Source organism: Hafnia alvei (assembly GCF_964063325.1).
Taxonomy (GTDB): domain Bacteria; phylum Pseudomonadota; class Gammaproteobacteria; order Enterobacterales; family Enterobacteriaceae; genus Hafnia; species Hafnia alvei_B.
Genome location: NZ_OZ061315.1, coordinates 1,858,866 through 1,878,532 on the forward strand (window position 1 = coordinate 1,858,866; position 19,667 = coordinate 1,878,532).

The 19,667-nt window shown below is 51.8% G+C and carries 15 protein-coding genes; 8 read left to right on the top strand and 7 right to left on the bottom strand.

What is annotated here, in order from left to right:
• Positions 1 to 105: 105 nt before the first annotated feature.
• The 7 genes from AB3Y96_RS08690 to AB3Y96_RS08720 all read left to right on the top strand — a co-directional run bounded on the left by AB3Y96_RS08690 (position 106) and on the right by AB3Y96_RS08720 (position 8,169).
• Entirely contained in the window at positions 106 to 1,152 is a 1,047-nt protein-coding gene (locus AB3Y96_RS08690; RefSeq protein ID WP_367298972.1) for a DUF6708 domain-containing protein, read from the top strand.
• 163 nt (positions 1,153 to 1,315) lie between these two features.
• Entirely contained in the window at positions 1,316 to 2,908 is a 1,593-nt protein-coding gene (gene tssA, locus AB3Y96_RS08695; protein ID WP_072307341.1) for a type VI secretion system protein TssA, read from the top strand.
• A 77-nt stretch (positions 2,909 to 2,985) separates the two neighbouring features.
• The gene (gene tssF / locus AB3Y96_RS08700) at positions 2,986 to 4,749 is read left to right on the top strand and encodes a type VI secretion system baseplate subunit TssF (RefSeq protein WP_367298973.1); all 1,764 of its coding nucleotides are present in this window, start codon (positions 2,986 to 2,988) and stop codon (positions 4,747 to 4,749) included.
• The gene (gene tssG / locus AB3Y96_RS08705; RefSeq protein ID WP_367298974.1) at positions 4,713 to 5,798 is read left to right on the top strand and encodes a type VI secretion system baseplate subunit TssG; all 1,086 of its coding nucleotides are present in this window, start codon (positions 4,713 to 4,715) and stop codon (positions 5,796 to 5,798) included. The genes tssF and tssG overlap by 37 nt, the downstream gene beginning before the upstream one ends.
• The gene (gene tssJ, locus AB3Y96_RS08710) at positions 5,779 to 6,327 is read left to right on the top strand and encodes a type VI secretion system lipoprotein TssJ (protein ID WP_072307344.1); all 549 of its coding nucleotides are present in this window, start codon (positions 5,779 to 5,781) and stop codon (positions 6,325 to 6,327) included. The genes tssG and tssJ overlap by 20 nt, the downstream gene beginning before the upstream one ends.
• Before the next feature lie 3 nt (positions 6,328 to 6,330).
• Positions 6,331 to 6,768 carry a type VI secretion system baseplate subunit TssE gene (gene tssE / locus AB3Y96_RS08715; RefSeq protein ID WP_040045974.1) on the top strand — a complete coding sequence of 146 codons (438 nt, stop codon included), beginning with the start codon at positions 6,331 to 6,333 and terminating at the stop codon, positions 6,766 to 6,768.
• 33 nt (positions 6,769 to 6,801) lie between these two features.
• Positions 6,802 to 8,169 (top strand): VasL domain-containing protein, encoded by a 1,368-nt coding sequence (locus AB3Y96_RS08720; RefSeq protein ID WP_072307345.1) that lies wholly within the window; start codon positions 6,802 to 6,804, stop codon positions 8,167 to 8,169.
• Positions 8,170 to 8,212: 43 nt separating this feature from the next.
• Here the strand turns inward: AB3Y96_RS08720 and AB3Y96_RS08725 are convergent, their stop codons facing one another.
• Positions 8,213 to 10,597 carry a DUF3772 domain-containing protein gene (locus AB3Y96_RS08725; protein ID WP_367298975.1) on the bottom strand — a complete coding sequence of 795 codons (2,385 nt, stop codon included), beginning with the start codon at positions 10,595 to 10,597 and terminating at the stop codon, positions 8,213 to 8,215.
• A 174-nt stretch (positions 10,598 to 10,771) separates the two neighbouring features.
• Positions 10,772 to 12,262 carry an efflux transporter outer membrane subunit gene (locus tag AB3Y96_RS08730; RefSeq protein ID WP_367298976.1) on the bottom strand — a complete coding sequence of 497 codons (1,491 nt, stop codon included), beginning with the start codon at positions 12,260 to 12,262 and terminating at the stop codon, positions 10,772 to 10,774.
• Between the two features lie 370 nt (positions 12,263 to 12,632).
• On the opposite strand from AB3Y96_RS08730, the gene amyA reads away from it, so the two are divergent.
• Complete coding sequence (amyA, locus tag AB3Y96_RS08735) at positions 12,633 to 14,114, top strand: alpha-amylase (protein ID WP_367298977.1); 1,482 nt, start codon at positions 12,633 to 12,635, stop codon at positions 14,112 to 14,114.
• A gap of 11 nt (positions 14,115 to 14,125) precedes the next feature.
• Here amyA and AB3Y96_RS08740 read toward each other — a convergent pair whose 3' ends face one another.
• Genes AB3Y96_RS08740 through AB3Y96_RS08760 form a run of 5 tightly spaced genes read right to left on the bottom strand, consistent with a single transcriptional unit; the run spans position 14,126 to position 19,414 of the window.
• Complete coding sequence (locus tag AB3Y96_RS08740; protein WP_367298978.1) at positions 14,126 to 15,148, bottom strand: spore coat U domain-containing protein; 1,023 nt, start codon at positions 15,146 to 15,148, stop codon at positions 14,126 to 14,128.
• Entirely contained in the window at positions 15,102 to 17,504 is a 2,403-nt protein-coding gene (locus AB3Y96_RS08745; RefSeq protein WP_367298979.1) for a fimbria/pilus outer membrane usher protein, read from the bottom strand. Before AB3Y96_RS08745 ends, AB3Y96_RS08740 begins: the two co-directional genes overlap by 47 nt.
• A gap of 20 nt (positions 17,505 to 17,524) precedes the next feature.
• Positions 17,525 to 18,286, bottom strand: a complete 762-nt coding sequence (locus tag AB3Y96_RS08750) for a molecular chaperone (protein ID WP_367298980.1) — start codon at positions 18,284 to 18,286, stop codon at positions 17,525 to 17,527.
• A 15-nt stretch (positions 18,287 to 18,301) separates the two neighbouring features.
• Complete coding sequence (locus AB3Y96_RS08755; protein ID WP_072307352.1) at positions 18,302 to 18,808, bottom strand: spore coat U domain-containing protein; 507 nt, start codon at positions 18,806 to 18,808, stop codon at positions 18,302 to 18,304.
• Between the two features lie 36 nt (positions 18,809 to 18,844).
• Positions 18,845 to 19,414 (bottom strand): spore coat protein U domain-containing protein, encoded by a 570-nt coding sequence (locus tag AB3Y96_RS08760; protein ID WP_072307353.1) that lies wholly within the window; start codon positions 19,412 to 19,414, stop codon positions 18,845 to 18,847.
• Between the last annotated feature and the right edge of the window lie 253 nt (positions 19,415 to 19,667).

Here is a 19,667-nt window from a genome sequence, read left to right on the forward strand (position 1 = left end):
GGATTAAAGTAAGGCACTCCTCCATTTAATATAAGTGCTTTAAATTTAACCATAATTTCATTTTTTATTTTTCCTAACTATTATTAGTAAGGGGCGTCCACTGAGATGGATTACGATGGTTTAATTATTAATTATAAATGGCGCATAGAGCAGACACTCACTCAAGATGAACGAGATCACCAACTTAAGCAAGGTGTAGTTCTTGATTTAAATAGCCAACGTATCGCGGATGATTTGTCGGTCATCCGCTTAACTTCTGGCTATATGGAGTTAGTCGATAAATATTATCAATTCAAGGGAATATTGACCAGTGTGATGTTGAGTATGTTTATATTATCGATATGGGCAATCTTTGCTTTTTGGGGGGAGGCAATAATAGATATTGTCATGCATGGATTTAATAATGGAACAGTTTATTATGTTTTTAGTTTTATTGCTGGAGGCGGTTTTTTAATATTTCTATTAGTTTCCTTTTTTATGTTAAAAAAAGAATGCTTTGTTAGGACTCATTACCCAATTCGTTTTGATCGTAAAAATAAGTTGGTGCATGTCTTTAGTTTAGAGAGTGAGATATACAGCGTAAAATGGGATGATATATTTTTTACAACGGGGGATGTTTTAGCGCATAAATACACAAAAAGAAAAAATTACGATATTCGCGGTCACATTCTCGACCAAGATGGAAAAACCGTAATGAAAACATTTAATTTGGCAGCCTCGGCCTCAAATCATGTTGCGCTGCATCGTTATTGGGAATTTATACGTCGTTATATGGAAGAAGGCCCCGAGGCTGTTGCTGACATTATTAAACTTTGTCCACCGGTGGAAAAGAAACGTGAGGGGATTTTTTTCGGCTATTGGTATGCATTAACGGTGTATTACGGAGCGCCACTTGTCGTTATGCCCATAATGATGGTGTTGGCTCTTATTGCTTGGCCTGGGCGAGTTTTTGCTATGTATACCAGCAGACGTCCTTTTTGGACACCAGAAGTTGAGGCTGCTTGTGTTATAGACCCAAACGATCCGTTCGATATGAGTGCGGCCGATAATCCAAAGTCTATAGCCCTTTGGATGTTGGGAATGGATAAATCGCATCGTTGTATTGATAAAATGCGGGCAAGGAAAATGAAAACTCTTGAACGTAAAGATTAAATTTAAAGTATGTAAAATCGCCAGTTTTATAAATAGCACATTTTTTATTTAGACCCTTTTGCAGTTGCATGTTAAACCCCATCAAAAATACACGACCTTTCGTTATCGAATATTAAGTTAACTTACCGACGTAAAATTATAACTCTATGCTGGAGAATGAATAATGCTACAGGGATTAATCGCCGCCAGCATGAACGGGCGCGATGCTTTGGCATTGGCGGGCGAGCAGGTGGCGCTGTGGGACAAATGGCTGTTACCGATTAGCGCCGATGCGCCTGCGGGGGAAGACCCGGGCTACGACGATGATTTTCAGCGCATGCGTGAAGAGGTTAACCGCCTGTCGGGCGCTGATACCGATCTTATCTGTCAGTTAGCCGAAAAGCTGTTGACCGCCGTGTGCAAAGACGTGCGGGTGGCGACCTATTATCTTTGGGCGCGGCTGCATCGCGATGGAGAAACCGGGCTTGCCGATGGCTTAACGCTGCTGGCGGGCGTGGTGTCTCGCTTTAGCGATACGGTGTTACCGCTGCGTGCGCATAGCCGCAAGGTGGCGATGGAGTGGCTGACCAGCAGCAAAGTGCTGGATAGCCTGTCGCGTTATCCGGAAGTGGTGAAAGCCGACGTGGAGCGCACGGTGGCCGCGTTGGCGCTGTTGGACAGCGCAATGCAGGTGTGGCCAGAGGAGGAGCGTCCATCGCTCGGCGGGCTTTATTCGGCGCTGGATGCACGTTTAGCGCAGGCGGGTGGTTTAGACGCCGTGGTGCCGCAGAACAGCGCGCCAGCGGGGCAAAAGGAAGAGGCGGGATCGACGCTGGGCTTACCCACGCTCAAGCAGATCCAATCAGGACGTGATTTGCTCGATCAGGCGCGAGAACTGGCGCGTTACCTGCGCGATCAGCCGCAGGGCTGGCTGTCGAGCAGTCGGCTGATGAAAAGCCTGCGTTGGGATACGGTGCATCAGTTGCCGCCGCAGGATGCCTCGGGGAATACGCGCTTAACGCCGCCGCGGGCCGACAACCGCGCCCAGCTTAAACGCCTATATATGCAACAAAGTTGGAATGAGTTGCTGGAACAGGTTGAGCGTATGTATGCCGAAGGCGTGAATCATTTTTGGCTCGATTTGCAGTGGTATGCCTGCCAAAGCCTGAGCAAACAAGGCCATCCTTATGACGCGTGGGGCGATATCGTGAAACGCGATTTGGGCATGTTTTTAGAGCGGTTGCCGGGTTTGGAAGAGATGACCTACAACGACGGTACACCGTTTGCCGATGAGGTGACCCGCGATTGGATCACTCAGCATGTGAGCGGCAATCAAGAGCAGTGGGCTGCGCCGCCGGCGTCGACTCAGCCGCAGGGCGACGACGACGTGTTGGCGCTGGAAGGTGAAGCGTTGGCACAGGCCGATAGCGATGGCGTTGAAGCCGCGCTGACGTGGCTAAGCACCCGCTCGGGTATCCATACCCCGCGTAATCGCTGGTTGTTGCGGCTGTTGATGGCGCGTATTGCTGAGCAGTACGGTAAAAATGAGATGGCGCTGCATCTGTTAACCGAGCTGGATATTAACCCGTCCCAGCTGACGCTAGCGGAATGGGAGCCGGCGCTGAGTTTCGAGGTGAAAGCCCGTCTGCTGAAACTGCTACGGTTGAAATCGCAGCGCAATGATAGCGATAAAGCGGCGCTGGCACGGCGTATGGAAACCTTGTTAGCCGGGCTGGTGAACATCGATCCGGTGAGAGCCGCCGTGCTGTGTGGCTGATACTGCCGCAGACAATGGCCTGATTTTGGTTTTACCTCCCCCTATTTTTTAACCTTTCTCATGAGAACACAATTCGCATGGATGATTTAACTCTGCGCTATTTTGAAGCAGAAATGCGCTATCTGCGTGAAGCAGGTAAAGAATTTGCCGAAGCGCATCCTGACCGCGCGGCCATGCTTAATCTGGATAAGGTGGGCGCGCGCGATCCCTACGTGGAACGTCTGTTTGAAGGCTTTGCCTTCTTGATGGGGCGACTGCGCGAAAAGCTGGATGACGATTTGCCAGAACTCACCGAAGGGTTAGTGAGTCTGCTGTGGCCGCATTATTTGCGCACAATTCCGTCGCTTTCTATCGTGGAGCTCTCGCCGGACTGGTCGCAGATGAAACACAGCGAGCGCGTGGCTCGCGGTTTTGAGGTGATGTCGCAGCCGGTGGGGCAGCAGAAAACCCGCTGTCGCTATAGCACCACGCAGGATCTCGATCTGCTGCCGTTGAATTTATCTCAGGTGGGGCTGAGCACTGAGCCGGACGGTCGTTCGGTGATCCGTTTCCGCTTTGAATGCAGCGAACTGGCCGACTGGGCGCAAGTCGATCTTAGCCGTGTACCGCTTTATTTGAACGCGGATAGTCCGGTGGCGAGCGCGCTGCATCAGGCGTTAACGCTGCAAACACAGGCCATGTACCTGCGTTTACCGGAACGGGCCGAGCGTCAGCGTATCGACGGCTATTTTTCGCCGCTGGGGTTTGGCGAGCAGGACGGTCTGTGGCCGAAAGGGGAAAGTGCCTTTAGCGGCTATCAGCTGTTGTTGGAGTTTTTCACCTTCCGGCAGAAATTCATGTTTGTGGGATTGAACGGGCTGGATCAGCTTGAACTGCCTGCTGAATTGCCGTGGTTTGAGATCGAGGTTGTGCTGAACGAGCTGTGGCCGTACGACATGCCGTTTGACGCTGAAAACCTGCGTTTGCACTGTGTTCCGGTGATTAATCTCTTCCCGCTAGAGGCTGACCCGCTGCGCCTTTCGCCGCTGGAGACCGACTATTTGCTGCGTCCGATGCGCTTGCAGGATGGACACACTGAGATCTATTCGGTCGACAGCGTGGTCTCGTCGAAACACACCGGACATCAAACCTACGTGCCTTTCAGCAGCTTCCGACATAAAGGCGGCATGATGCGCTACGACGCGCCGGAGCGTTATTTCCATACCCGAGTGAAACGCGGTGCTTCTGGGCTGCACGATACGTGGCTGATCCTCGGCGGCGAAGCGTTCGACAGCGATAAGCTGCTCGCGGAAGAAAACCTGTCGCTGAGCCTGACCGGTACCAACGGTCAACTGCCGCGTAAGGCGCTGCAAAGCACGCTGTTGGATACGGTGGTGCAGTCGACACAAACCAAACTGTCGGTGCGAAATCTGTGCGCGCCAACCATGCCGTGCTATCCGCCGACGCGCGATCGTTTTCACTGGCGGGTATTAAGCCACCTTGGTTCGAACTTCCTGCCGATGATGGATAACGCCGAAGTGCTGCGCGGCACGCTTTCGCTGTATGACTGGACGGGCGATGAACTTAACCGCCGTCGCTTAGCGGCGATTGTTGACGTGAAACATCATCTGATCCAGCGCTTTGAGAAGGGCTTTTTGCTGCGCGGCGTGGATATTGAGGTCACGCTGGACAGCAATGGTTTTTCCGGCGAGGGGGATATCAGCCTGTTTGGTGAAATGCTCAGCCGCTTCTTTGCGCTGTATGCCGATATTCATCTGTTTAACCAGCTTACGTTGATACTGCAACCTTCAGGGAAATGTCTGCAATGGAAAGAGAATCAAAGTCAGCGCATTCCGGGCTAATGGCGGCGCTGCAAGGGCGCATGTCGGAGGTTAACGTCTATCGCTTTTGTCAGCTGCTGGAGCGGGTAGCGCCTGAAAGACCGGCGCTGGGCAGTACCGCCAGCCCGCATGACGATCCGGTGCGTTTTCGTCCTCATCCCGGTATGGGATTTCCCGTCAGTGAATTGAAATCGCTGGAAAGTGACGAGTTTCATCCCGAGCGTCCACCGACGGTGCGTACTACGTTTTTGGGGCTATACGGCGTTGATTCACCGCTGCCGACTTCATACCTCGACGATATTGCGCAGAGGCGAGAAGGACATGAGGCGCTGGAAGCGTTTCTGGATATCTTCAATCACCGCATTTTTACTCAGTTTTATCGTATTTGGCGCAAGTATTCCTATCCGGCCACGTTTCAAACGGGCGGAACGGATGAAACCTCGCAGTGCCTATTGGGGCTGATTGGTTTGGGGATACCCGGTACCTCTTCACATATTGCCACGCCGGTATCGCGGTTTTTGGCGCTGCTGAGCGTGATGCGCTTACCCACGCGCACCGCCGAAGGGGTGATGGCGTTAGTGAGACTGCTGGCGCCGAAAACCACGGCGGTGGTCACGCCGCACGATCGCCAGCAAATTGTGCTCAAACAGCCGGCCGGACTGGGGCAAACGCAGCGGGTTAATTTGTCGCAGCGTGCCGTATTGGGCGCAACCGGTACCGATGTGAACACCCAACTGTTGCTCACGCTGCACACCACGGATTTGAACGAGGCGAAAGGCTGGCTGCCGGGGGGGCAACTGCATACCGATTTGATGGTTTTACTGCGGGTTTATCTAGGATGGCGCTGCAATGCACGGCTGAAGCTGGTGCTGCCGACCACCATGTTGCCGCCGCCGGTACTCGGTAAAACGCCGATTCAGCTTGGTTTAACCGGTTTGTTAGGCCTGCATGCCGTCGCTCCTGCGGCTTTAGCGTTACCCAACGAGATCACGGTTAACTTGGGGCATTATCAAGGATTACAGCCGAATACGGCGAACAGAGAGGTTAAGCATGTCAATTTTCGCTTCTAAGCCCCGTACATTGCAGGCGACAGCGATGGCGTTGTCCGTGTTGTTGCTCGCGGGTTGCGGCTTGACGCAGAGCGTCGCAGACGGTACAGCATCGGTGACTAAATCGATATTTTACAAAAAGATAAAAACGCTGCATCTGGATTTCAGCGCCCGCGAGGCGCTTAACACCGACGCGAAGGATATGAGTGCGCTGTCGGTGCCGACGCTGGTACGGGTTTATCAATTGCGTGATAGCAAAGCGTTCGAACAGCTGGATTATCAAAGCCTGCTGGTAGACGGCGATGCAAGCCTTAAAGCGGATTTGCTCAGCGAGCGTGAAGTGGTGGTGAAACCGGGCACCGGCGCGTCGTTGAATATGCCGATGGAAAAAGACGCCAAGTTTGTGGCGGTTGTTGGGTTATTCCGTATGCCGGATATGCAGAAAAATAGCTGGCGGTTGGTTATCGACCGCGAGGATTTGTTGCCCGATGATCCACGAATTATCGAGCTGAGAAATAACGCCCTTAGCCTTAAACCGGTGAAGGATTAGGCCATGACCTCTCAAAATCCTTCATTGTATGAAATGCTGACGCTGAACTTTGGCGGCGAGCTGGATTTGCAGCGGGTGAGCGAGCGTGACCAGGTGATTTTATCGGTGCTCGATAACATGCAGCGCATTCTTAATAGCCGCGCTGGTACCTTGGCGCATTTGCCCGACTATGGTCTGCCCGATATGAGCCAGATCCTACAAGGCATGCCGGGCTCAGCGCATGGGCTGCTTTCGCTGCTGTCGGCGACGTTATTAAAGTATGAACCGCGCCTTGAAAGCCTGTCGATTACGCTGCTGCCCCAAACGCGCAGCGGTCATTTGGAATACACCCTCGAGGCTCAGTTAAAAGAACTGGGTCTGGTGCGCTTCGGCACGGAGTTTGCACCCGAGGGTAAAGTGTTGGTGCGCCATCTCAAACAGCAGCAGTTTGTTTCCGCTTAGTTTTTCTTTCTTTTTACGGAGCTTCACTTACGCATGGCTTCTTTCTCCGAACAACATTTACGTACCGGCGGCGATCCGCGCACGCTGAGCGAATTTACCGCACTGCGCGATGAGCTGAGTAAGCTTACACACCCTGCGCGTCCTGACGTCGATTGGCAAAAAGTGGAACAGCTGTGTCTGGGACTTTTTCGCCAAAACGGGGTTGAGCTGCAAACGACCGCTTATTATACGCTGGCACGCGCGCATCGTGCGGGATTGGCGGGCATTGAAGAGGGGTTGGTGCTTGTCGATGGATTATTGACGCATCAGTGGCCGGTGTTTTGGCCCGCGCAAACCCATGCGCGCATGGAAATTCTGGGTTGGCTCGCCACGCGCCTGCAGCAACTGCTGCGTGGCTATGTGTTTAAGTATGGTGACTTGCCGATTATTTATCGCACCGAAACGCTGCTGGAACACCTGAGCGAAGTGCTGGCGCGTTTGGAGCTGAAGCATCTTAGCCAGTTAGATGGGTTATATCATCTGATGCATAACACCGCGCTTCGGTTGGAAAGTTTAGACGGCGATAATGCGATACAGGGCGGAAGCACGCTGGCGGCGCGACCGTCGATGTCGATTGCTGGGCCTGAAATGCGGGATGATTCACCGCTGGTGTACGTGGTTCAGGCCGAGGCAAAGCCGGTGATCATGCGGGTGGAAAACACCGCAAGCGGTATTCAGAAAAGCCACTGGCTTGGTTTTGCAACCGGATTAATTTGCATGGCGCTGGTGGGCAGTGCGGGGTTATGGAGCTGGAATGCATGGCATCAGGAGCCCGTGCGTAATCTGTTGTTAGCCACGGTAGAACCGTTACCGCAGCCGTTATCGCCTGCGCAGATGAATACGCTGCGCACCGAGAAAGCCGAGAAGCTGCCTACGTTGACCAATGACATGGTGGCGGCAACGCAAAAGCAGTTGGAAAATATTAATTCATTACCCGCGCTTTGGTCGCTGAACTATGCTTCTCAGCTGGTTAAGCAGGCGCAAACGCTGTGGCCGCAAACGCCGGCGGTCGATCAGCTGGCTGCCGGATGGCTGCTCAATTTGAACGCGCAGGCGGCGGCCAGTGATACGCTTGATGATTGGCATTTGGCGCAAACCCGTTTGCAACAGCTGGCCAATAAGCTCAATGGATTAGACGAGCAGCGGGGGAAATATATGACCGTTTCGGAGTTGAAATCGTCGATTTTTGCTATTCAACAGCCGCTGGTGAAATCACCGCCGTTGGAGGAGCTGCTGCGGCAGTTATCTGAACAGCAAAACGCCGGAACAGTTTCTCCGGCGTTGGTTCGGCAGATCGATAACCGTTTTAAACAGCTGCAAAGTCGTTATATGTTGCTGATGATGGAACCGAGGTCGTTGTAGGTTTTCAGCGGGCAACGCCTTTTTTCGGTGTTGCCCGTGGTTTTTACTCTTCTGTTAGCGCCGCAGATGGCGCTCTTTCAATTACCATCGTCTGGCTTTGACTCAGACTGATGCCTGCCGCTCTGAGTCTTTTCAAAATCTCATACAGTAAATCACTCTTGGTACCGCTCACCACGCGAGGGCTCGCCACATAGCCCGTGACGCTGAGCACAATGCCGTTTGGCCCCAATTCTTTGAAGCTCACCGACGGCGCGGGCGCCGGCTGTATGGCAACATGCTGGTGATAGGCGTCGAGCAGCAGCGTGCGCGTTTGCTCAGGATCGATATCCAACGGGAAGGTGAGCGCAATCGTCACCACGCCTTGCGCATTACCCATGGTGGCATTGCGAACGTTTTGTGAAATCAACTGGGAGTTGGGCACAATTACGGTGGAACGATCGCTGAGCTGGATTTCGGTGGCACGGACGTTGATGCGGCGAATATCGCCCTCAACGCCGCTGATACTGATTAAATCACCAACTTTGACCGGACGCTCGGTGAGCAAAATCAGGCCGGAGATAAAGTTTTTTACGATCTCCTGCAAACCAAAACCGATACCGACCGAGAGGGCACTGACGATCCACGCCAGCTTATTCCACTCAATGCCCAGCGTAGAGAGCGTGAGTAAGATAATCAGCACGTAGCCGACGTTGGTGAACAACGTCACTAATGAGGCACGCATGCCGCGGTCCATCATGGTTTTTGGCAGGAAATCGTTATCTAGCCAACGGCGCGCGGTGCGTAGAATGTACCAGCCAATAACCAAGCACAGCACGGCATTGAGGGCGTGTGCTGGGATAATCGTGACGCCGCCTAACCCTTTGCCGCGCCAAATTTCGACGACTTTTTGTAGCAGGGCGAGCGGCGTGGTCGAACCGTAGGTTCCGCTCAGCAGCGCGGTCACCGCAAACAGTACCAACATCGTTTTGCCAACCGCGGCGAACAGCGTAGCGGCTAGCGAGAGATGGCGGTCGCTTAGGCTGAGCGTGTTTTTGAGTATTTTTCCTGACGGGTTGCTGGGTGTGAATATGCTTTCGCATAGGTCAGTCATCAGATGAATCAGCAGATACAAGCAGGCCAACACCAGCCATACCCAGATCAGTTCATAGGTGAGGAAGCGGGCCAGCAGAATGTAGCCTGTGAGCAGGGCGATAATAATGGCAAACGACGTGGCGCTGATCGCCAGATGAATGAATCCGGCCAGCGCCGAACGTGCGCTCGGCTGTTCGTTATTGGTGCTTCGTCCGTGGCGCAGTCGGGTGACGCGTACCGCCATGAAAATCGCAATCAGCGCCACCAGCAGTGATAATAATCCGCTGCAAAAGACCGTGGCGGCGATGCTGGCGCCCACCAGATTATTGAGTTGTTCAAGAATGCTGAAAATAAAAACGGCGGTAGCAATAAGGACCGGAAAAGGCGCTAAGGCTTTGGCCGCGTTATCGGAAATGTTTGGCAACCGCCAAGAGGGATGGCGATTGGATAATAATGCGCTACCCAGTCCGGCAATCAGGCTAGAAAAGATGGTTAACCGCACCAGCGTGTGCGCAAATTCGAGCAGCATCGGCGACGTGTCGGGCAAGCGAATGAACAGATAGCACAGGAAGTGGGCGCTAGTACCGAGCATCACGGCGGTGAGTACGGTGGTGCTGAAGGCGAGTACGCTACGGCGTAGGCGCCCTTCGGGTAACCACCGTTGCATCATGGCGCTGACCGGTTTATCCAACACGGCATGGCTGAAGACGCCAAAGGCCAGCGCCAGCAAGATATAAAACACCGATCCTGCTTTCCAGCCGGGTTGCCAAGCGTTGTCCCAAGCGTTGGCTAGCTGTTGATTAAAATCGCTGAACTTATCTAGATCGTGATTCTGTGATGAAAGAATCGGAGACCAAAAGCTTTGTCCCAGAATGGTGCCTGAATTAAGCGCGATCTGAGATTTTAACGCCGAGCGGCGCAGGTTATTAATTTGGGTGGAGAGATTAGCGGCATTGGTTTTTACCGTATTAACTTGTTCAATTTGTTTATCTAGCTGGGTTTTAGTGCGGTTCAGCGCTGTTCTTTGCTGGGTAACCACTGGCGTTTCATCGGCGGATTTGGGGCCGAGTACGTCAAGCTGAGCCTGTATTTGTGCGATTTCTGGGGTGAGCTCGGCGGCCTTGGCGTCGGCCTCTTCAGCCAGTTGTAGCGTTTCACTGTTGAGTTGACCGAGTAGTTTTTCGTGCTGGGCGTTAGCAACCTGTTGTTTGATGGTATCAAGTTTTTTCTGCAAGACGCCGCTGTCTACATGCGTACTCGCTGTAACCTGCTGTGTACTGCTGCTAGCGGCATGGCTCATGAGCGGCGTTGTTAGCAACATAACCAACAGCGCGTAGGTTTTTAGCATTTTCAGCATGTACAAAGGATCTCATTTAGGCATTTTTATGATAACTATTCGTTAATTATAGAGAAAATAGTAGGCGTTTTGTGAATCATTTTGTGAACCCGTTTACATGTGAGGTAGCAACGGGGCGAATACGCGGCAGCAAAGAGAGACTTTGTTGCCGCTATTTATTGATGACGTGTTTGCTTATGACTTGCGCGATGTGGCTTCGGCTCGGTATCCACCGCCGAGTGATTTGATGAGGTTGATGTCTGCGTCTATCCAACGGCCGTGCAGTTCGATCTGCTTGGTTTGCTCTGCCAGCAGCGGCAGCTTGGCTTTTGCCACGTTAACCCCGCTGATGACGCCAGCTTGAAAGCGCATTTGGGTGAGCGACCAGATTTTTTGGTCTCCGGTCACCACTTCGGTTTGGTGGGCACTTTGGGCGGCGAGGGTTTGTAGCTGAGTAATGCCCTTGGTGACATCAGTAATGGCATTCACTACCGCTTTGTTGTAGCTGGCGATATTCAGGTTGCTGTCGCTTTGTACAATGCTGAGATTGGCGTTAAGGCGTCCACCATCGAAAATAGGTAGCGTTAAGCCGAATATGCCGCCCATTTGCTGGGCGGAACCACGAAACAGATCGCTGAGGTGTAGCGCATCGTTCTGTAAGAACCCCATCAGGTTGATATTCGGATAAAACGCGGCTTTGGCTGCATCGACTTGGCTTAATGACGCGTCGATATACCAGTGCGCGGCTTGCAAATCGGGGCGGCGAGCCAGTAATTCGTAGCTTAAATTCTGCGGTAGGGTGCTAATGACGTCAGGTAACGGCACCGTTTTAAGCGCCGGTAACGGCGTTTTTAGCCCGACAAGCGCCTGCAAATTTGCCCGTAACAAGAGCAAATTGCCGCGCGATGCATCGATTTGTTCATCGATTTTGGTAAATTGCGTTTCGGTCTCGGTCTGTTCGAGCGAAGAGATAATGCCTTGGTCGTAAAGCTTGCGATCCGTATCGGCGATGATGGCCTCTTGCGCTTTGACCTCAATGAGCGTGGCCTGCAGTGCTTTAACGGTTTGAATATCCCAATAGATTTGGGTTACGGCGGAGGAAACCAGCAGTTCACTCTCAGCCAGTTCCGCCTGTCGTGCTTTGTAAACGCCGAGAGCAGATTGGACCTGAGCGCGATTTTTCCCCCATAAATCCAGATCGTAGCTGGCCTGCAAACCAAAGGTGCCGTTGGTATACCACGGTCCCGTGGTGCCGGTGGCCGGATCGTCAAGGGCAAAAGGCCCCATCACACCTTCAGCCGACATTTTCTGGCGTTCAACGTCGGCACCGAAATTCACGATGGGTAAATCATCGGCGCGTGCTCGATCGGTTTGCGCTTTGGCTATTTCTACGCGTTGACGAACCACGGCAAGCGTGGGGGAGTCGGCAAGCGCTTGCTCAACCAGTTGGTTGAGCTGAGGGTTATGATAATTTTGCCACCAGTGGCTTCCAGGCCATGCGCGCCGTGCCCCAGCGGGGGCATCGTTGATGTGTATTTGGCTGAGGTCGGTTTGCGGCAGCGGTGCTTTATCTGAGTGGATCATCGCGCAGCCGCCGATGGCTAAAGATACAGCGATAAGCAAACTGGCACGTAATAGCGAGTGGCTTGGAATAATAGACGGGCTTTTTTTATTTGTTTTATTCATGGCTTGGCTTGAATTAATAATAATTAGGTATAATTTTATTATTAATCTAATGGTGAAGTAATAAGTACGCGAACATTAAAGGCTTTTATTATTTTTGTTTTATGCAGTTGTGCGGATATGAGTTATTTTTTCTAAAAAACAAATATAGCGCGGTAGAGTTATTCCAACTCAGTAATTATGTTTTTAATTCATATTTAAAATGAATGTATTTTTCTTTTATTTAATAAAATACCTCAATGAAATATACAACCTACCGTCAGAGAGAAAACCGAACCGTGGCACGTCGTTAGATGCTTTCTGTGAATATTTTTGGTTGAGTGTGGATTTTTCATCCATGCTTATGGTTCGGCCTTTTTAGGGATGACTCACGATGAAAAAAACCACGCTGTTTCAGTTCTTTCACTGGTATTACCCGGACGGCGGGAAATTGTGGCCCGAGGTGGCTGATAAAGCCGAGTCTCTTTCTCGATTGGGGATAAGCCACGTTTGGCTTCCACCTGCGTATAAGGGGGCCAGCGGCGGCTACTCTGTGGGGTATGACTCTTATGATCTCTTCGATCTCGGCGAGTTCGACCAGAAAGGGAGCGTGCCAACTAAATACGGTGATAGGGCTGGATTAGAACATGCGGCGCAGTGTTTGCAAGCGCACGGTCTGCAGGTGCTGTTTGACGCCGTGTTGAATCACAAACTGGGGGCGGATGAGAAAGAGCGCGTGCATGTGCGCCGCGTTGAAGAGCATAACCGCAATGATATCGACGATAGCTCTTTTGAAGCATTAGCCTACACGCGTTTCGTATTTCCCGGGCGACAGGGGAAATACTCTGAGTTTGTTTGGGATTATCGCTGTTTTAGCGGCGTGGACTATATTGAAGACCCGAATGAAAACGGCATTTTCAAGATCATGAACGATTTCGGCGAAGAGGGCTGGAGCGATGATGTTGATAAAGAAAACGGCAATTATGATTATCTCATGGGGGCCGATATTGAATTCCGTAATGAGGCGGTTAACGAGGAATTAAAATTCTGGGGGCGTTGGTTATTGGATTCCGTACCCTGCGATGGATTTCGTCTAGACGCGGTGAAGCATATTCCCGCGTGGTTTTATTCTCAATGGCTCGATCATCTGCGTGAGCATTCTGGCCGCGAATTATTTACCGTGGCGGAATATTGGTCACCGGAGGTTGCTGCGCTGCAGAACTATCTGCAAGAAACAGAAAACAAACTGATGCTGTTTGATTCTGTTCTGCATACCAAATTTCATCATGCGTCTAAATCGGGCAGTGATTACGATCTTTCCACGCTGTTTGCTGACACGCTGGTGGCGAGTGCGCCTGAGAATACGGTAACGCTGGTGGCGAACCATGATACTCAGCCGTTGCAGTCGCTGGAGGCGCCGGTGGAACCGTGGTTTAAGCCATTGGCGTATGCGTTAATTCTGCTGCGCGAACAGGGCGTGCCCTGCGTTTTTTATCCCGATCTGTTTGGTGCGACCTATACCGATAAAGGCGATGACGGTGAGGATTATGAAATCATCATGCCCGTTATTCCTGAGCTTGAAAAATTGATTGAAGCACGCCAGCGTTTTGCCAACGGCGCGCAGCACGATTATTTTGACGCGCCGCAGTGCGTGGCGTTTGTGCGCGACGGCACCGAGGAAGCCCCGGGCTGTGTGGTGATCATGACCAATGGCGATGTGGCATCTAAGCATGTGCAACTGGCAGAGGGTTTGGCCGGGCGGCAGTTTTATGATTTTCTCGGCAACCATGCCGATGTGGTTACCGCAGGTGATGATGCCAGCGCTGAGTTCCCCGTATCGGCGGGGAGCGTCAGCGTTTGGGTTTTGCAGGAGTGAACGATCACGCTTTAAAAGGCCACGTCGACGATTAGCGTATCGTTGTAAACGCCGGCTGGTGGCGTGTTCTGGGTAGGAAATATTTTAGCCGTGTAATTATAGGTTTTGGTCATGGTGTCAGGGCTGGTGGTGGTGGCTGCAGTGCTGCTCCAGCGCTGGCTGCCGACCGATCCCCAGCGGTTATTGCTGGTTGACTGATAGATATCGTAGCTGAGTAAATTTGCTACGCCATTAAGCATATTGCGTACGCCACCGCTGGCATTTTGCCCATCACTTATTCCCACGGTATAGGTTGCGCTCTTGGTGCAAACTAAGGTGATAGTTCCTGATTGGGTGCTAAAGCTACCCGCCACTGGCGCACTGCCGAAATTGATATCGGGCGCGGTAATGGTGGCGCAGTCGTTGGCGACGATAAGGGTGATCGGGATAGACAGGGTATCAGAACCGGGATCGGGGATTGCGCAGATACCAATTGCGCCGACGGTACAAATACTCCAGCTGATATTAAGATTGAGGGACGCGGTATAGGTTCCAGCAGCCACTGACTGGCCAATGACAGTCTGGATGGTAAATGGGAGGTTATACTGGGTATTGCTTAACAGTGTTAGCAGCGTTGCGCTGGAAACTGCGGCTGTATCGGCAACTTGAATTTCCTTAGCCGGCGTACACGTTCGTGGAATGCAGTTTAGTTGAACGGGAATGGTATCCGTTGTGGTGCCGCTGGTTAGCAACGCTCGTGGCGTGTTTGCGGGCGTTGCGCTGGCAAAGTTGACGTTGATAAATCCCGGCGCTGCGATGTTTAGCACCGTGGTGCAGGTTAATTGAATATTTATCGTCTGCGATTGGGACGTGGCGTTGACCACGACAGAGCTTTGAGTGCCATAATTCACTATCACAGGCTTTGTGAGCGTACAAAGAGCATGCGCAGTGGGAGAGAAAAAGAAACTAGCAACTAAAGTGGTCATAACGGTGAGCAAGATCCTCATGTTACTGGTTCTCCGCAGTGGCGCTAAGTTGGCAGACAAATGGCCCATAGGTACTCAGCTTTTGTGAATGTTGGTCGGGTAGACTGAAATTAACAGTACAGTTTTGCCCATTGGGTGTGCGTATGCGCAATGTGTTTTGACGATCCAGATTTTCCAGATAGGCCAATCCATCCCAGCCGACGTAGGTGTCTGGTTTTCCCTGCTGCGATACGGTACTCGACAGAGGGATCGCGGCTCCGGTTTGATCGTGCAAGATCACGCTGGCAGCACGGCGTTCGCGAACCGGGAAATGCACCACGTAACCGCTGTTTCGGCGTACAGAAATGCGTTGCTCCGTGGTATCGGCGTAAATATCAGCCGGTAAACTTAAGGTGTCGATGCTGAATTTTGATGGGTAAAACGAGGAGACACCCGGCACCAGCATGTATCCCTGACGGTTCGTGGTGCCTTTAGGTTGGTTTTCAAAATTGACGCCAATATTGGGGTAGCCATCGGTGCTGACGATCACAAAGGAGTCGTTGATCTGGTTAGCCGTAAGCAGCGTGTTGTCCATATACACCACCGCGCCCATCATCTCTCCCCATTGGGTATAATTATCCGATGGGCCATAAACGCCGCCTTGCAGCTGAACATGTTCATTGCGCCAGCCGAGCGTGGCCTGCTGATAGTTGCTTTGCTGTGACTGGTTGGCGTAGGCCAGATTCCACTTAAATCCACCGTCGCTTGGCATCGCGTGGTCATAGGCGATGGTTTGCTGATTTTCGCCCGTCGCATTGCGCTGCGTGGTAACGCTGACGTTGTCAAAGGCGTTGAATGGAATTTGAATCGATAGCGCCAATGCCCAATCTTGCTGCGAGGGATCGCGGCTGGCTGATACGTAAACGGTGCTGTTGCCCCATAAACTTTTATTCCACGACAGGTTCAGCAGTCGGGTACGGTCGCCCGCAAAGCTTTGAATATCAAAGTAGGCCAAACCAAAGCTGCCGAGCTGGTCTAGTGAAATTGCCGCCGAGTATTGATCGCTGCTTTTGCTCAGTGAATATGAGGACTGGTCGGAATTGCTCTGTGGTTCGTCATACAGCGCGAGGTTGCCAAAGTTTTTATCGCGGCGGCTGTGCTGAGTGCCAATATTGAAACGCGAATTGCTGTATTGGTATCCCCAATCATATTGATTTCCGCGTTTGCCATACATGGTGCTGGTGGTTACCGAGGTATTGAGCACGCCCAGATAGCCCAGTTTAACCAATGAGCCGAGCCCGCCGAGTGCTAATTCTGATGCACCTTCAGCGTGAGTTTCCAGCGTGAGGTAATCGTTTATACCGTAACGATAGGAGCCACTGGCGGCGGCGCTTCCGTAGGAGAAATCTTTTTCACCGTAATCGCGGCGTATTGCGCCAAGCGACAGTGACGCGTCAGAAAGCCCCGGTTTTAATAAGGTGCTGGCGACGTAAAAAGGCTGAGTGGTGGAGACGCGACGGCCCAGCGCATCAGTAGTGACTAACACCGCTTCTCCCGCACCGTTAACATAAGGCAGGTTGGTAAGCGTGAACGGCCCTGGCTCAAGATTAGTGCTGGCCGACTGATAGCCGTTAATGAAGATATCCGCCGTGGTGGGCACCGCTGTTTGCCCATTAAAAGCAGGAAGCGGATAGGTAATGATGTCGGGCCGAACGGAGAAATCACGGCCGACGGTGATACCGCCTAATCGTACGCTGTTACTCCAACTGAGTGCTCCGGTGATGAGGTCCCCCGCTTGCCAACTGAAAGCATGCGCTTCGTTTACCCCACTTAAGGTGGTGTCATAGCGTCGATAACCTTCATCAACGTCGCTACCGTTGCCCCCAAAGCTTTTACGCAAAATACCGGTGCTGGACAGCGTTGCAGCAGGGGTAAAAATACGGAATTCGTTCCATGCCGATGAAAGGGTTGCCGCTCCTGATGTTCGACTGGTGTAAACGTCATAGTTGAATAGCGCACCGCTGCCGGCAACGGCTTGAGTTTGCTGGGTTGGATTACCGGTGAATACCGATTGGTTGGGCAGCCAATCAGTGGGTACTTGGAGTAACAGACGCTGACCTTCGCTGTCATAGTGCGTCTCGATATTTGTGTCAGCGGTTAAATCTGTTTCTGGCGCAGGAAATTTATCCGCAGGCAGGCCAAGGCCAATGAGCTCTGACGATGAAATATAAAAATGACCGTTGCGTAGGATAACAGCACTCAATTTGCCGGTATCGAACCGGTTGATCACTAAGGCTAAACGAAAGTGCTGGTCTTGATTAACGATGCTGGCTGTGGGCGGTGGCGGCAGCTCACTGCTGCCCGATTCGCCCAGTGCGATACCGGGCAAACTTAATGTGACCATAAGTGACACAGCGTGGCTGCGCCAAACCCTGATGGCTTTCACGACGGCATCTTAAAGGGCGGCTATTGCGCCGGACCTGACTGCCAGATATTGCTGTCGCTATTTACTTCAGCCTTTAGCATTTGGCCTCGAGTGACTCCGGCTGGCAAAGGCCACGTCCGATAGGATCCGGCGAGGACGTAGCCGAGTAGTCCATCGGCCATCGTTTTACCATTAATCGAGACCTTACTCAGGCGTGCGTGAATCGTACCACGGTTGGTGACCTCAATAGCCGGGTGACCATTATTGGTGGTCATCTTCCAGCTCAGTTGGCTTTGGCTAAGATGTACCGGTTCTGCCGCATTGCGCTGGAAATTAACGCCGTCGCCGTACACAAATAAAGGCAGCGAATAGCGCATTAACAATGACACCCCTGCCTGAGACCCCGTAGAGCGCTCGGCAGGGGGGACTTCATCAATCAGAATACGGAACGCTTGTTCTTGCCCAGCAGGCGTTGGGGATTGACGGATTAGCCTGATTAATTGTTTTTTCCCCGCGCCGATATTCACAATGGGAGGGCTTGCGACAACGTCTTGTTGGCTCCGATAGTTTTCTTCTCCCGCAACCTGTTTCCAGCCAAGAACTCTAATTTGCATCGTGGCGGCCGCGGCACCTTTATTTTCTAGCCACAGCTCAGTGGCATTATCGTTGGCACCTAAGGCGGGATCGATTGGCCAGATCAACATATTTGTGGCGGCATAGGCATTTACGGGGACGATGGTGCTTAATAGCGCACTGCCCAGAATAATACAAAGATGATGCGTAGCGCGCTGGAGGTTGCTCATTATTATCTCCTTGATTTACCAAGTAAGCGTCACCGTTAATGTATCGGTGTAGCTCCCTGAAGGGCTAAAGCCGTTAAGTTGTAATACGCCGTAAATCGGCAAAATAATATTGTTATTGGAGCTGGAAATATTGAGTGGAACGTTTTGGTTCACGATGATTTCATTGGTGTGCGCTGCATTGGAATAAATACGATAGGGCAACTGCAGGCTATTTCCGCTTTGCATCACGTTGCGCACCGTCGTGAAGTTAGAACCGCCATTGATGGCCATACTCAGCGACACACCAGGAGTACACGCCAGCGTCAGCGAGGTGTTTTGCACAAAAGTGCCGCTAACGCTGCCGGTACCCGTGCCGGAATAGGTACCAAAGCTCAAGGTGCCAAATAGACTTCCCGTACCCAAAACGGCACAGCCAGCCACGATGGTGGCCTGTGCTTTAAACTGCGCAGTGATGATGCCGTAGGCGCTCCCCAGCGTGAGCCCCCACAGCAACGTCGCCGCTAAAAGCGGTGGAAGCGTCATATCTAATGCGCACCATGCCCGCTTTTTCACGGCTAATTAATAAGTAATGGTAATGTTTAACGTGTCAGCATAAGCACCTGCTAATACGTTTGTGCTGTTCGCAACGCCAACGATTTTGGCCCATAACGCATAGCTGTTCGTGTTTCCACTGGTGCTCACCGCTGTTAACGGGGCGCCGTTCGCCAATGCAGTTGTCATGCCTGAGGTTCCATAAACGCTATAGGCAATACCTTGCGTGGTGGCAGTTGGGCTGATCAAATAACGCCCGGGGGTGCCGACAGTGCCGTAGACCGTAGTAGGCGCGGCATTGAGGCTGCTGGTGAGCGCGACGGTATAGGTTGCGCCAGATGTACACTGCACGTTAAACGTATTACCGCCGGTGCCTCCACCGGTAAAGGTGGCAGTTAATGTATCAAAGGTCGCAACGGATGTTCCAAAGTTCAACGAGCCGAAGTTAACCGCCGTTTGCGCAGGTGATCCGTTGACTAGACAGCCGTTGGTAAGTGTTAATGTTACGGCAACGGTACCCGTTGTCGTAGCTGCCATCGCTGGTGCGGCAAACAAGCCAGCGCTAGCTGCGATTGCGAAAATAAACCGTAGCTTCATTATCCGTCCCTCATGGTAAGTAGACTACTAAACAGCAATTAATTCCTAGCTGGTGAAACGCGTAAACAAAGCAAAAGCTTCAATAATTCTTATATTTAAGGCCTATATTACAAATGTAGCCCAAGTGATAAAAAATGACCACTACTATGTGACAAAACACAATTTACGGTTATTTAGGGATAAATTAACAAAGGATGAGAACGCTTCTCGTTATCTAATAAAGGAGAAAATAAAGGCAAAATATAAGGGAGAT

Excerpts from the sequence above, each read along its gene's own strand:
- AB3Y96_RS08690 (WP_367298972.1), top strand. The coding sequence starts at position 106 with ATGGATTACGATGGTTTAATTATTAATTATAAATGGCGCATAGAGCAG.
- tssA (WP_072307341.1), top strand. The coding sequence starts at position 1,316 with ATGCTACAGGGATTAATCGCCGCCAGCATGAACGGGCGCGATGCTTTG.
- tssF (WP_367298973.1), top strand. The coding sequence starts at position 2,986 with ATGGATGATTTAACTCTGCGCTATTTTGAAGCAGAAATGCGCTATCTG.
- tssG (WP_367298974.1), top strand. The coding sequence starts at position 4,713 with ATGGAAAGAGAATCAAAGTCAGCGCATTCCGGGCTAATGGCGGCGCTG.
- tssJ (WP_072307344.1), top strand. The coding sequence starts at position 5,779 with ATGTCAATTTTCGCTTCTAAGCCCCGTACATTGCAGGCGACAGCGATG.
- tssE (WP_040045974.1), top strand. The coding sequence starts at position 6,331 with ATGACCTCTCAAAATCCTTCATTGTATGAAATGCTGACGCTGAACTTT.
- AB3Y96_RS08720 (WP_072307345.1), top strand. The coding sequence starts at position 6,802 with ATGGCTTCTTTCTCCGAACAACATTTACGTACCGGCGGCGATCCGCGC.
- AB3Y96_RS08725 (WP_367298975.1), bottom strand. The coding sequence starts at position 10,597 with ATGCTGAAAATGCTAAAAACCTACGCGCTGTTGGTTATGTTGCTAACA.
- AB3Y96_RS08730 (WP_367298976.1), bottom strand. The coding sequence starts at position 12,262 with ATGAATAAAACAAATAAAAAAAGCCCGTCTATTATTCCAAGCCACTCG.
- amyA (WP_367298977.1), top strand. The coding sequence starts at position 12,633 with ATGAAAAAAACCACGCTGTTTCAGTTCTTTCACTGGTATTACCCGGAC.
- AB3Y96_RS08740 (WP_367298978.1), bottom strand. The coding sequence starts at position 15,148 with ATGGGCCATTTGTCTGCCAACTTAGCGCCACTGCGGAGAACCAGTAAC.
- AB3Y96_RS08750 (WP_367298980.1), bottom strand. The coding sequence starts at position 18,286 with ATGAGCAACCTCCAGCGCGCTACGCATCATCTTTGTATTATTCTGGGC.
- AB3Y96_RS08755 (WP_072307352.1), bottom strand. The coding sequence starts at position 18,808 with ATGACGCTTCCACCGCTTTTAGCGGCGACGTTGCTGTGGGGGCTCACG.
- AB3Y96_RS08760 (WP_072307353.1), bottom strand. The coding sequence starts at position 19,414 with ATGAAGCTACGGTTTATTTTCGCAATCGCAGCTAGCGCTGGCTTGTTT.